The 13,115-nt window shown below is 34.5% G+C and carries 11 protein-coding genes; 2 read left to right on the top strand and 9 right to left on the bottom strand.

Annotated features, from left to right (window positions below; genetic code table 11):
• Positions 1-14: 14 nt before the first annotated feature.
• From ACYSNV_RS09520 to ACYSNV_RS09495, 6 genes are all read right to left on the bottom strand, one after another.
• Complete coding sequence (locus ACYSNV_RS09520) at positions 15-1,202, bottom strand: porin (RefSeq protein WP_461762342.1); 1,188 nt, start codon at positions 1,200-1,202, stop codon at positions 15-17.
• A 2-nt stretch (positions 1,203-1,204) separates the two neighbouring features.
• Complete coding sequence (locus ACYSNV_RS09515) at positions 1,205-1,960, bottom strand: succinate dehydrogenase/fumarate reductase iron-sulfur subunit (RefSeq protein WP_461762341.1); 756 nt, start codon at positions 1,958-1,960, stop codon at positions 1,205-1,207.
• Between the two features lie 10 nt (positions 1,961-1,970).
• Entirely contained in the window at positions 1,971-3,890 is a 1,920-nt protein-coding gene (locus ACYSNV_RS09510) for a fumarate reductase/succinate dehydrogenase flavoprotein subunit (RefSeq protein ID WP_461762340.1), read from the bottom strand.
• Between the two features lie 8 nt (positions 3,891-3,898).
• Positions 3,899-4,552: a succinate dehydrogenase cytochrome b subunit gene (locus tag ACYSNV_RS09505; RefSeq protein ID WP_461762339.1), complete on the bottom strand. Its 654-nt coding sequence runs from the start codon at positions 4,550-4,552 to the stop codon at positions 3,899-3,901.
• Between the two features lie 1,022 nt (positions 4,553-5,574).
• Positions 5,575-7,020, bottom strand: a complete 1,446-nt coding sequence (gene mdtD, locus ACYSNV_RS09500) for a multidrug transporter subunit MdtD (RefSeq protein WP_461762338.1) — start codon at positions 7,018-7,020, stop codon at positions 5,575-5,577.
• A 207-nt stretch (positions 7,021-7,227) separates the two neighbouring features.
• On the bottom strand, positions 7,228-7,812 hold the full coding sequence (locus ACYSNV_RS09495) for an anthranilate synthase component II (RefSeq protein WP_461762337.1): 585 nt from the start codon (positions 7,810-7,812) through the stop codon (positions 7,228-7,230).
• Positions 7,813-7,854: 42 nt separating this feature from the next.
• On the opposite strand from ACYSNV_RS09495, the gene ACYSNV_RS09490 reads away from it, so the two are divergent.
• Together ACYSNV_RS09490 and ACYSNV_RS09485 are read left to right on the top strand one after the other, a co-directional pair.
• On the top strand, positions 7,855-8,823 hold the full coding sequence (locus tag ACYSNV_RS09490; protein WP_461762336.1) for an aminodeoxychorismate synthase component I: 969 nt from the start codon (positions 7,855-7,857) through the stop codon (positions 8,821-8,823).
• Positions 8,824-9,141: 318 nt separating this feature from the next.
• The gene (locus ACYSNV_RS09485) at positions 9,142-10,833 is read left to right on the top strand and encodes an acyl-CoA synthetase (RefSeq protein WP_461762335.1); all 1,692 of its coding nucleotides are present in this window, start codon (positions 9,142-9,144) and stop codon (positions 10,831-10,833) included.
• A gap of 85 nt (positions 10,834-10,918) precedes the next feature.
• On the opposite strand, the gene ACYSNV_RS09480 is transcribed toward ACYSNV_RS09485, so the two are convergent.
• From ACYSNV_RS09480 to ACYSNV_RS09470, 3 genes are all read right to left on the bottom strand, one after another.
• Positions 10,919-11,614, bottom strand: coding sequence for an SIMPL domain-containing protein (locus tag ACYSNV_RS09480; RefSeq protein ID WP_461762334.1), 696 nt, complete (start codon positions 11,612-11,614; stop codon positions 10,919-10,921).
• A 112-nt stretch (positions 11,615-11,726) separates the two neighbouring features.
• On the bottom strand, positions 11,727-12,341 hold the full coding sequence (locus ACYSNV_RS09475) for a DUF7691 family protein (protein WP_461762333.1): 615 nt from the start codon (positions 12,339-12,341) through the stop codon (positions 11,727-11,729).
• Positions 12,342-12,427: 86 nt separating this feature from the next.
• Complete coding sequence (locus tag ACYSNV_RS09470; protein ID WP_461762332.1) at positions 12,428-13,075, bottom strand: rhomboid family intramembrane serine protease; 648 nt, start codon at positions 13,073-13,075, stop codon at positions 12,428-12,430.
• Positions 13,076-13,115 lie beyond the last annotated feature (40 nt).

Raw genomic sequence — 13,115 nt, 5'->3', positions numbered from 1 at the left:
ATTGGTGTTTAATATTATAATCTACACTGAAACTGGATAAAGGCTAAATTCGAATTATAGGTTTTGGTATTCTTTATGTTATGTTTGTAATTATCTATTTGCATTCCGATTTGAATACGGGCTCCATAATCCTTTAAAAACTCTAAGCTTAACATAGGTACCCAGGATTGTCTAGGATTAGAATCTAACTTCGAGTTAGCATCCAAATATTCATAACGCATGGCAAATTCCACAGCCTGAAAATGCTTTCTACCAATTTCATATCTGAAATTTGGTAAAACATAAAATCCTTTCATAACATAATCATCTAAAACACCTACTCTGGTTTGGGGATCTATTGAAAAGTATAGATTTTGGTTTAAGCCTTGTTTTGCCTCGGATTGAATCTCTAAACTCCAACGCTCATGCAAGGGAACAACTATTTGGGCCTCTGCTGCCACAGCGTATATTTGTTCTTTATGTGTTTCACCCAATCCAGCACTAACCCCAACATGGAATTTCAAATCTTTATCTAAATTAAAAAGGAGTCTTGTAGAGTAATGTTTTCCATTATCATTATCCGTGGTATTTTTACCGTTTCCATTGGTAACTGAAACCCCATAACTCATAGGTATTTTACCCAAATCTACACTTCCTGAAATCGCAGCTCCGATTTGAAAGCTTTGCCAGCCGTTTGCACCAAACAAATAATAGGAATTCGAATAATCTATGGATTTAACTATGTCTACCGAATACGTGTCTTCCATACCAAACAGCGGTCTGAATTGTCCTACGGTAATTTGCAAATAACGATTCACCGTATACTTGGCATAGGCATTTTCTAAAACCTTAGTTTTGGGATCACTTTTAAAGTCGGCTAAATTTACCAAAGCAACTACCTCTAAGTTTTCCGATATCCTGGCATTCATAGACACACGCATGCGTTTGATATCAAAGCTATTGCTGGTAAATTCACCTTGGGTGTGCTGCAAACCATCGATATCTACACCTTTTTTAAAATTATCTAAAAAACGTGCCTGAAAAACTCCCCCAACTTTAAACTTGGGGTATGTTTGATCAGGGGCGTTAAATACAATTGTTTCTTCAAAGATTTGAATTGTATCATTTTCTATGGTCGGTTGTTGAGCCAAACCCAAAGTATAAAAAAACCCTAGTATTAAAATAAGAAAAAAACGTAAACTCTTGTTAAGTAAACTAGTCATACTTATTTCTTTTTAAATTTAAAAAAGTTTGCCCGATTGTACTCGTAATTCATCTGTGCAATATTTAAAACGGAAATACCCTGCGGACATTTTACCTCACATGCTTGGGTGTTAGAACAATGCCCAAAATCTTCAATATCCATTTGTGCAATCATATTCAAAACCCTTGTTTTTCTTTCTTGCTTACCTTGTGGTAAAATAGCCATCTGGGTAATCTTGGCAGAGGTAAACAAAGCGGCACTACCATTTTTACAAGTAGCCACACATGCACCACATCCAATACAGGCTGCCGAGTCAAAGGCCGCCTCTGCATGCTCATGAGAAACAGGTATGGTATTGGCCTCTGGAGCTTGACCGGTGTTTACCGAGACATATCCTCCCGAGGAAATAATTCGATCAAAAGCAGAGCGGTCTACCTTTAGATCTTTTTTCACAGGAAATCCTGCCGCACCAAAAGGTTCAATTAAAATGGTTTCCCCATCCTTAAACTCGCGCATATGCAACTGACAAGTGGTGGTGTTTTTTAAAGGACCATGGGCCTGTCCATTTATCATCACCCCACATTGTCCACATATGCCCTCCCTACAGTCGTGATCAAATTCTACAGGTATTTCATTTTGGGTAATTAACTGATCATTTAATGTATCAAGCATCTCTAAAAAAGACATATGAGTATTTACATTATCTAAAGTATAATCAACCAATTTACCTTTGGCATTGCGATTGTCTTGTCTCCAAATCTTTAAATGCAGTTTCATAATTTTATTGTTATTTATAACTACGGATAGTTGGTTGTACATATTCAAAAATTAGATCTTCTTTGTTTAAAATTGGCTGCTCACTAGCCCCACCAGGCCATTGCCAAGCAGATATAAACTGAAAATCTTTATCATTTCGCATAGCCTCACCATCTGGTGTTTGGTATTCTTCCCTAAAATGAGCCCCGCACGACTCCTCTCGGGTTAAAGCATCATAACACATTAAAACACCTATTTCCAAATAATCAGCTACTCGTCCAGCCTTTTCAAGTTCACTATTAATTCCAGTACTATTACCCGGTACATTAACATCTTTATAAAACTCGTCACTTAAATCCTTTATTTGCTGAATTGCTGACTCCAATCCTTGCTTTGTGCGAGCCAAGCCACAATAGTCATACAATATCTTACCTAATTTTTTATGAAAATAATCTACCGTTTTACTTCCCTTAATTCCAAGTAAACCATCTAACTTCTCTTGAGCTTGTTTGGCCGCTAGTTCAAATTCAGGGTGATCCACCGTAACCTTAGGCTCTTTGAGTTCTCCCGCTAGATAATTACTAATAGTATAAGGAGCAATAAAATAACCATCCACACAGGCCTGTAAAAGGGAATTAGCCCCTAAACGATTAGCCCCATGATCAGCAAAATTTGCCTCTCCAAGGGCAAACAAACCTGCAATGGTAGTTTGCAATTCGTAATCAACCCATAACCCACCCATAGAAAAGTGAGCAGCCGGGGAAATCATCATCGGCTCTTTATAGGCATCTATACCTGTTATTTTTTGATACATGGTAAAAAGATTGCCATATTTTTCTTTAATTTTCTGTATCCCTTGCTCTTTTATAGCCTTTGAAAAATCCAAATAAACGGCATTTTTCAAGGCTCCTACCCCATGACCAGCATCGATACGTTCTTTGGCTGCACGAGAAGAAATATCACGAGGTGCTAAATTTCCAAAAGATGGGTATCTACGCTCTAGGTAATAATCTCTTTCATTCTCTGGTATATCATTGGCCAAACGCGTATCTCCTTGATTTAATGGAACCCAAATTCGTCCATCATTTCTTAAAGATTCACTCATAAGGGTAAGTTTTGACTGATAATCCCCAGATTGAGGTAAAGAAGTTGGATGTATTTGTGTCCAACTTGGACTAGCAAAAAAAGCTCCTTTTTTATGGGCTCTCCAAATAGCAGAACCATTACATCCCATAGCAAGAGTAGATAGATAGTAAATCTTACCAAAACCCCCGGTGGCTAAAACCACCGCATCGGCGGCGTGCTTCTCTATTTCCCCGGATTCTAAATTTCGAACCACCACACCTTTGGCCTTTCCATTTACAACCACAATATCTAGCATTTCATGGGAGCAATACATTTGTACGGTTTTCTTATTTACTTGACGCATCAAGGCTTGATAACTTCCCAATAACAATTGTTGTCCAGTTTGTCCTCTTGCATAAAAAGTTCTACTTACTTGTACCCCTCCAAAGGACCTGTTATTTAAATACCCGCCGTACTCTCTACCAAAAGGGACTCCTTGAGCAACAGCCTGATCAATCAGATTAACCGAACACTCCGCTAGTCTATATACATTGGCTTCTCGTGATCGGAAGTCACCACCTTTTAAAGTATCAACAAACATACGATATACACTATCTCCATCATTTTTATAATTTTTCGCAGCATTCACACCTCCTTGTGCTGCCACAGAGTGTGCCCGACGAGCAGAATCTTGAAAACAAAATGACTTCACATTATAACCCATCTCACCCAAAGAGGCCGCCAGTGAGCTACCAGCTAATCCGGTTCCAACCACAATTACATCTAGTTTTTTGCGGTTAGCAGGATTTACCAAACGAGCAGTTTTTTTATAATTCGACCATTTTTGTTCTAGTGGTCCTTGTGGAATTTTTGCATCTAACTTCATTTTGTAAATTATTTATGAGTGAAATAAATATAAATAGGCATCATTGCGAAGCCAAAACATATAACAGTTGAATAGATATAAGCAAAAGCATTTACCCATCTTACAAACTTGGGATTAAACAATCCTAAGGTTCTAATTCCGCTATTTATACCATGTATTAAATGGTAGGCTAATCCTATCATGGCCACCACGTATAAAATAACTAACCATCCTTGATTGAAAGCTGTTACAACAACGCTATACAAATCTTTATGTCCATATGGATCTAAGCCTATCGATCCAAATTTGTACTTATACCAAAAATTTTGAAAATGGATCACAAGAAAAATAAGTACAATTGTTCCTAAAAGTCCCATATTTCTGCTGGCCCACTTACTGGATTTTTGTCTTTGATCCTTTTTATAATGTCCTGCACTCTTGTTGTTTTTTAATGTGATAATCAACGCGTATAGAGCATGAAAAATAATCGACAAATACAAAAGATAAGAAACTACCTTAATAAAAGGGTTCCCTGTTAAAAATGCGGAATAAGCATTAAAACCCTTTTGGGCTTGTTCTGCAGGTTCGAATAACTGTAAGTTTCCCAGGAAATGTATCAATAGGAAAAAAACTAGAAAAAGTCCAGTTGCAGCCATAATCAGCTTACGGGTAAGTGTGTTCATTGTTATAATGGTTTTAAGTATAAATACAATTTTTATAGACTTATCTAAACTTTGAATTACGGTCTTACTATTTTTAAACAGACTTTTTACCTAGGTCCAATACCTAAAAGGTATGAAAAACCAAAACAAATACCCTGTTTTAACAAAAAGACAATTTAAATTTATCAATTTTTAATAACATTTACACAGAAAAACACCGATTTAAAAAACATAAACTCAATATATAACTATTCTAAATAATGAAAATTTATTTTATATATGCCTATTTTCATGAAAACAACTGGTTTGACTCTGTGGTTAAAGCCTGCTGTTTTACCCATTACTTGGAACTTGTAACCATAGAAAAAATAAAATAGATAATGAAAAAGGGATTTTCACTTTCTCACAATAAGACGGGTTTATTACAAGGCACTTATTTAATAATAGGGATATACCGCAGAGCGTTTTTTCACAAGGATTCACCCAGATTTAAAACATATTATTTAAGCCAAGGTATGGTAAAAACGATTGTAAAAACTTTCGCTTTATTATACAAAGGCGTAAAACAAATAAAAATCAGCCCATAATAGCTGTTAGTAATCACCTAATAAATCCACTGGTTAACCAAATTTAGCTAACCCCAGTAAAAAGCGTAAAACAAGCAAAGAAGGAATAAGGCCTTTTTAAGTCAAAATGCTTTAGAAAATTTAAAATAAGGTGAATACTTGGTGTATAACTCCAGAGAAAAAAACAATTAATGTAGCTTTAACAAGCAAAGCTATTAACAAAAAACGCAAAGCTAAAACTCCCTAAAACCAAGGGAAACAATTAGATTAAAACCCAATGTTAGAATAAAGTATCTAGTCTTTTTTTTTCTTTTTTAAAAAGAAATATGGAAGGCTTATACCCCCCTTTAACAAAAAGGGATTTACATAGATTTAGGTAGATAACCAAAAAAAGGGATTTACATAGATTTAGGTAGATAACCAAAAAAAAGTATTTACTAACTTTACTTATCACCTACTTTTATTAAAACATATTTTTTACATAGCCTGATCTTCCTGCTCTTGGGCCTTGTATAATCTTTTCCCCGACATACTTTCTCCAGCAGATTTATCCAATTTCAAGAAAATTGTACTAGATACAACAGTCAGTAATCCCATCACTAAAAAGGTATAACGAAACACCCCTGTGCCTCCTTGTGTTATTCCAGGTAGAGATGTTTTTTCAAATAACATCAAGAACATAGCCGCTAGTGAAATCCCAAGACTAATGGCCAATTGTTGGGTCACGGACAATAAACTATTACCCTCACTGGAAGTTTCCTTGTCCAAATCAGCCAATGATATGGTATTCATCGAGGTGAATTGAATGGCATTAAAAGCTCCATTGAAAATCATTAAAATAATGATCACCCAATAGGGCGTTTGTTGTGTAACAAAGAAAAACATACTTATTAAACAACCAACTAAGATTGTGTTTGTAATTAAAGTAGTACGATACCCGTATCGCTTAACAATAGGCACTACAAAGTTTCGTGAAACTAAATTTGCAAGGGCCTGGGGTATCATCATAAGACCTGCGTAAAAGGGAGAATAGCCAAATCCTATTTGCAAAAGAAGAGGTATCATAAGAGGCATTCCTCCTATTCCAAAACGCGTTACCAAGTTTCCAACTAACCCAATGGAAAGAGTTTGTATTTTAAACAAACTTAATTTTATCAATGGATAACTACTTGTTTTTGCATGTCTAACATACCCATAAACACAGAGTAAGGATCCCATTAATAATGCCAAAATAATATACATAGACATACCCGGGGAATTCCATCTTTCAATCACAAGGGTTAAACTAGTTAGTCCCCCGCTAAACAAAATCCATCCCCATAGATCAAAACGGTTTACCTTATTGGTAAAATTAGGAATAATACGATTGGCAACAATTATAGCCAATATTCCAACTGGCACGTTGATTAAAAATATCCAATGCCAGGACAATTTTTCCACCAAGAATCCACCAGCGGTAGGTCCAAGCATTGGACCTATTAATGCCGGAATAGTAATAAAATTAATAACCCCGAGTAATTGGTCTTTTGGATAGGCGTAAATTAAAGTAAGTCTGGCCACCGGTACCATCATCGAGCCTCCTATGGCTTGGATAATTCGCGAGAGTATTAATTGATTTAAGGTATCTGAGAAACTACACAGTAAGGATCCTAGGGTAAATAAAACCACGGCGGTAATAAAAATACGCTTGGTTCCATAACGATCAGCCAACCATCCACTTAAAGGAATAAGTAAAGCCACTGTAAGGGTGTAACAAACAATCACACTTTGCATTTGTAAAGGGGATTCTCCTAAACTTTTTGCTATAGATGGCAAACCGGTATTTAATATGGTTCCATCCAAGGCCTGCATAAAAATTGCTAGTGCACCTAACCAGGGTAGATATTTTTTTATTTTGGGATCTTTTACTACTTCTACTTCCATGCGTTTTATTAGGTTTTTAAGAGATTTTTCCTAAAAACTTTTATTACTTGTTTTAATTAAAATTCTTTTTTTAAATATGTGCACTTATATATAAAACACACAATCTCCCTAAGTTAAGAATATTAGCTGAGTCCACGATATTATTTTTTAGGCTTTTTTTAAAAAAAGTGCCTTTACCTCCAATGGTTTACATCCAAACTTGTACAACTAGTTTTGATTAATCCAATTGTGTAGAATTCTCACCCCTTGCTGACTCATATAAGACTCGGGATGAAATTGAATACCTTTTATGTTATACCCCCGGTGAGAAATAGCCATTATAACACCAGATTCACTAGTCGCGGTGATTTGTAGCTGTTCTGGAAAATCTTCTAAGCTCACCGCCCAAGAATGGTAAAGTCCCACTTTTACTGGTTGTACCAAACCGCTAAATAAAAGCTCGTTATCATCGCAAATATCAATAGCTTTTTTTTGGCCATGACATACCTTGGATAAATTATATAGTTTAGCGCCAAAATATTCTGCGATGGCCTGATGTCCTAAACAAACACCTAAAATGGGTTTTATACCTTTATAGCGATCCAATATCTGGGCCAAAACTGGATAGGCACTAGGTATATCAGGACCTGGAGATAAAACAATTTTATCAAACTTATCTAACTCTTCTACCACCACTTTATCATGAGCAATCACCTCTATTTGACATTTGGGGTGTTCTTTAAAAATTTGATATAAATTAAAGGTAAAAGAATCATAGTTATCTATTATAACAATATGCTTGGACGGGCTCATAAACAATTTTTGTATCTTTGACAGGTAAATTCACAATCTGAAATGCGCATCAAAGATACAACTATCCAAACAATGAATCGCCTAGGGAAGGCAAGAATTCCATTTGTTTTTATCCTAGATTTTAATGGACAAAACAATATTGTACTACCCCTTGAGGATATTGATCCAAATTGGATATTATATGATTTCCAAGGAAAGACTAATTCTCAAAAATATACAAGTTCGAAAGTAGCTCAAATAAAACCTGAGATGATTTCCTTTGAAAATTACCAGCATAAATTCAACAAGGTAATGCAAGAAATTCAATTAGGTAACTCGTATCTAACTAACTTAACGATCTGCACTCCAATACAACTTAATTGTCAACTAGTAGATGTTTTCTACCAAGCAAAAGCCAAATACAAAGTTTATTTAAAAGACAACTTCACCTGTTTTTCCCCGGAAATATTTATACAAATAAAAAATAATCGAATCTTTAGTTTCCCCATGAAAGGAACCATAGATGCAAGAATTGATAATGCAAGTCAAATCTTATTAAATGACCCCAAAGAAATGGCCGAACATTATACTATTGTAGATTTAATCCGAAACGATTTAAATATAGTTGGTACACAAACCAAAGTGGATCGATTTGCCTACCTAGATAAAATACAGACATCAAAAGGTCCTATTTTACAGATGAGCTCACAAATAAGCGCGGATTTACCCAATACATGGAACCAAAATATTGGGGATATCTTCCAGGACTTGCTCCCGGGGGGGTCCATCACTGGATCTCCAAAAATAAAAACCTTAGAAATTATAGAGAAAAGCGAGGCATATAACAGGAATTATTATACCGGAATATGCGGAATTTTTGATGGAAACACCCTGGATAGCGGTGTAATGATTCGCTTTATTGAACAAGAACAACAACAGTTTTTCTATAAAAGTGGTGGAGGAATAACCGCTTTGAGTATTGCACAGAAAGAATATCAAGAAATACAACAAAAAATTTATATCCCAATATAGTAAAATAGGTAGAACTAAGGATTGATTTAAATAAATAACATTCAAAATCTAATCCTTATAAATCCATGAAAAACCCTTTAATAAACTTTTACATTATTTTTAGAAAATAGAAAAATAGAAAAATAATAAATAACTAAAACCTACTTGTTTTTGAGTATTTGTAATTTTTCTTTCATTTAAACAGATTAAAAATACATTATTCACATTTTAATTTAGACTAAAACAAGCTCCCTAAATGTTAAATAATATATTTTATGGGGGTTTAATTTTTTATCTGTGTTTAGTTTTATGTATATTTCTACAACCAAAAACTAAAAAATGAAAGATTTGTATTTGAAAATCGGCCAATTACTTGCCGATAAAGATTATGATGCCCTTGCGGATCTTCAAATCGAAAAGCCAGAATATTTTAACTGGGTAACAGAAGTTTTCGAAGATATTCATGTAAAGGAAACTCCTGATAAGACTGCTTTATTATGGACAGATGGAGAAGTTACACACAACTACTCTTTTTTAACTTTATACCAAAGGTATAATAAGCTTATTAATTTTCTTCGTTCCAAAGGCATACAAAAACAAGATGTTATTTTAACCCAAATGATGCTTCAACGAATTAACTGGGTTACGCATCTAGCGGCAATTAAAGCAGGCTTTAAACTATCTCCTGCAGCCAGTATCTTAGGAGTTCAGGACTTGGTTTATCGCTTTGAGAAAATTAAGCCTAAAGTAATTTTAGCCGACCAAGATAACGCCGATAAAATAGATCAAGCCGAGAAGGAGTCTGGTATAAAAATACCAGTAAAAATTATCGTAGATGCACAGCGTGATGGATGGTATAGTTTATCTGAAATAGACAAAGAACCTGTACATGCACAGGCAGCTAAGACCAAACCAGATGATGTTTTATTTATGTTCTTCACCTCTGGTACTACAGGCATGCCTAAGATTGTTTGTCATACTCATTTAAGTCAACCCTTAGGTCACTTGGCTACCTCAGCCTGGATTGGAGTTACCAAAGAGGATATACATTATAATATCTCGCAACCCGGATGGGCTAAATTTGGTTGGAGTAGCTTATTTGCGCCTTGGAATGTGGGAGCAACAATCTTTGCATTTCATACTACAAAGCGTTTTGATGCGAAAACCACCCTAGATTTAATTGAAAAGCATAAAATTACAACGCTTTGTGCACCCCCTACTGTCTTACGCTTTTTTATACAAGAGGATTTAAAAAAATATAATTTTAGTTTAAAGCAGTGCGTAGCAGCTGGAGAGCCTCTAAATCCAGAAATAATTGAAGAATGGAAACAAGGCACAGGGATTTTAGTACGCGATGGTTTTGGACAAACCGAGAGTACTTGTATGGTTGCAAACTACCCAGATGCTCAAGTTAAATACGGATCTATGGGAAAACCAACCTTCTTATATGATATTATTATAGCCGATGACAATGGGAACGAGTTACCAATTGATGAAGAAGGAAACATTTGTGTGCGTACAAATACAAAAAAATTAAACGGGATTTTTAAAGAGTATATGTATGACAAAGAAAAACAAGCACAAGTTTTTAGAAACAACGTCTATTTCACTGGAGATAAAGCCTACAAAGACGCAGATGGGTATATTTGGTTTATTGGCCGAGATGACGATGTGATAAAAGCATCGGATTATAGAATTGGCCCCTTTGAAGTTGAAAGTGTTTTATTAGAACACCCAAGTGTGGTTGAATCAGCTGTGGTAGCAAGTCCTCATCCTGTAAAAGGTTTTGAGGTAAAAGCTTTTATTATCTTGGCAGATAAAACACAACCAACCCCTGAACTAGCCAAAGAAATATTTGACTTTTCTAGATCTTTATTAGCACCGTATAAAATGCCAAGAAAAATAGAGTTTGTCAGTGAACTTCCAAAAACGATTAGTGGAAAAATAAAAAGAGTTGAACTACGAGCTTTACAAGCCCAAAGAATTGCGAAAAAGCAAGAAGTTCCAATGGAGTTTAATTACGAAAGATAATTTAACATACTTAAATAAAAAAGCGCTTGAGAAAAGATATGACTCCCTCAAGCGCTTTGCTTTTATTTATAAAATAATTTAAATATTACTTTAATTCAAAACTAATAGAAACATTAGAGGTAATCTCCAATTCTCCAATAGCTATGGTTTGATCATATTCACTAACAGAGCTACTCTTTAACATATAAGCTCTAGGCATTGGGGAACCAGAAACAGAACCATCATTAATATAAATAGCTTTACCTACTTTTTGACCTAAAGCATTTGCATAATCACTTGCTTTTTCTTTTGCATCTTGTACCGCTAAAACTCGTGTTTGTTTTTGTAGCTCGTCGGCCTTTGAGCTCATAAAGGTTACACCAGATATATTGTTTACTCCATTTTCCATTACCCCTAACATCAATTTTTCATACAAGGAGATATCATTTAAAGTAACAACTATACTTTGATTGGCAGTAAAAGACTCTTGTTTAGTTTCATAATCCGTTGTCTTGTATAAACTTACCGCTTTTGTTTGAATATCCTTGTGATTTAAATTCAATGTCTTTAAATATGCTAAAACCTTAGCTATGGCCTGATCGTTTGCTTTTTTTGCAACTTCAGCCTTTGGGTCTTGATTAGTGATTCCCAAGGTAATTTCCACTTTATCTGGAACTACACTTAATTTACCATTACCAGTAACACTGATTTGAGGTACATCTAAACTTGGTGTGTTTTGAGCCAAAACTGGCATGCTCATTCCTAGAATAAGACCTAGGTATAACAAAGAAATCTTTTTCATAATTTTTTTCTTTTAATTTATTCAAAGATATTATTTTCCACCTTAGATACTATTAAACTTTTGTGAAATGTATCACTGATTATCCAAAACAGATATGCCTTTAATCATAAAACTAATAACAAACCAATACCATTTCTAAGTCTTTTTCAACACAAAAGGCTATATTTTGCTTTAGGCCCATAATATCTTGATAGGCATCCCCTTTTTGATCATCAATACTATCTTGTAGCTCTTTAATTACCTGTGGACTAATAGATATGTCTTGAAATAATAAATCTAAGATTTTTAAACTAGAGGCATCTAAACAAGAAATAATTGGAAAATCGGTCATTTTAGGAATTTCAAATCGATGTGATGCTTGAAGAAGAATCTTTTCCATTTCAAAATCAACCATATCAATATGTTCACGTAAAACTTGATTAATATAATCCGTCTGTAAGCCCAGTGGAATTGGTCGCGTAAAAGGAAGCTCTATGGCGTAGGTGTCTAAAATACCAATAAGTGCATATCCGTAAGCCAAATTACTTGCTGAATCATAACTATTCCCCCATATAATATCCTTTAAAGCCTGCAGGTAAGTTGTTGTGTTTGCTTTGTCACTATAAATAGATAGTTTCTGAAAAACATCACTATTAACCACTTTGTCAAACACAGATTGGTCCTTAGAATTAAAAACTTTTTGTATAGCCGCTGACTTTACAGCATAACTAAAAATGTAGTACTGCATATCTTTTATTTTAAAGTTACTACTTTTTGTCGCATAATAACCTATAAAATCAAAAAGTTTTAACAAGAAAAACCAACACCCTCTTGTTATATTTTACCTTTTTTATAAAAGTAAACCAATACTAAAATAGGTAAAACAAGTAGTGCAATTAACCAAACACGATTCCCAAAAAGAAATGGAAAATGTACAAGGGTTAGTATTAAACCTGCAAGGGCTCCACCAATATGAGCCGAATGTCCGATAAGATCCCTATTTGATTTCATACCATAAACCGAGTATCCCATATACAAAATAGCAAATAAATAACTAGGTATAGGTATTATAAAAAACAAACCTAATGTCATATCAGGAAACATAATAATGGAAGAGTATAAAACCCCCATAACCCCACCGGAGGCTCCCACAGCATAATAAGAAGACTTATTGTAATAGATTTGATAGGTTATAAGGTTTCCTAAAATTATACTTGCCAAGTAAATCAATACAAAATAAAGATTACCCACTTGGTATAACACCACCTCGGCAAAGAAATAAAAGGTAAGCATATTGAAAATAAAATGCATCCAATCTACATGCAGAAAACCAGAGGTTAAGATTCGGTAATATTGCCCCTTTCTAACTGCTTGTAGATCAAAACAATATTTATTAAAAAACCTTGTATCATTTAATCCTTTATAAGTTACAAGGGCGGTAAGTCCCATTATAAGTAAGACTAAAAAAGAAATATCTCCCATTTTTTTTTGATGTAAAAATAGACATTGTTTTTAAGTATTA

The organism is Myroides sp. LJL119 (genome assembly GCF_054871605.1).
This window is presented reverse-complemented; position numbering and strand designations above follow the sequence as displayed.

Excerpts from the sequence above, each read along its gene's own strand:
- ACYSNV_RS09520 (WP_461762342.1), bottom strand. The coding sequence starts at position 1,202 with ATGACTAGTTTACTTAACAAGAGTTTACGTTTTTTTCTTATTTTAATA.
- ACYSNV_RS09515 (WP_461762341.1), bottom strand. The coding sequence starts at position 1,960 with ATGAAACTGCATTTAAAGATTTGGAGACAAGACAATCGCAATGCCAAA.
- ACYSNV_RS09510 (WP_461762340.1), bottom strand. The coding sequence starts at position 3,890 with ATGAAGTTAGATGCAAAAATTCCACAAGGACCACTAGAACAAAAATGG.
- ACYSNV_RS09505 (WP_461762339.1), bottom strand. The coding sequence starts at position 4,552 with ATGAACACACTTACCCGTAAGCTGATTATGGCTGCAACTGGACTTTTT.
- mdtD (WP_461762338.1), bottom strand. The coding sequence starts at position 7,020 with ATGGAAGTAGAAGTAGTAAAAGATCCCAAAATAAAAAAATATCTACCC.
- ACYSNV_RS09495 (WP_461762337.1), bottom strand. The coding sequence starts at position 7,812 with ATGAGCCCGTCCAAGCATATTGTTATAATAGATAACTATGATTCTTTT.
- ACYSNV_RS09490 (WP_461762336.1), top strand. The coding sequence starts at position 7,855 with ATGCGCATCAAAGATACAACTATCCAAACAATGAATCGCCTAGGGAAG.
- ACYSNV_RS09485 (WP_461762335.1), top strand. The coding sequence starts at position 9,142 with ATGAAAGATTTGTATTTGAAAATCGGCCAATTACTTGCCGATAAAGAT.
- ACYSNV_RS09480 (WP_461762334.1), bottom strand. The coding sequence starts at position 11,614 with ATGAAAAAGATTTCTTTGTTATACCTAGGTCTTATTCTAGGAATGAGC.
- ACYSNV_RS09475 (WP_461762333.1), bottom strand. The coding sequence starts at position 12,341 with ATGCAGTACTACATTTTTAGTTATGCTGTAAAGTCAGCGGCTATACAA.
- ACYSNV_RS09470 (WP_461762332.1), bottom strand. The coding sequence starts at position 13,075 with ATGGGAGATATTTCTTTTTTAGTCTTACTTATAATGGGACTTACCGCC.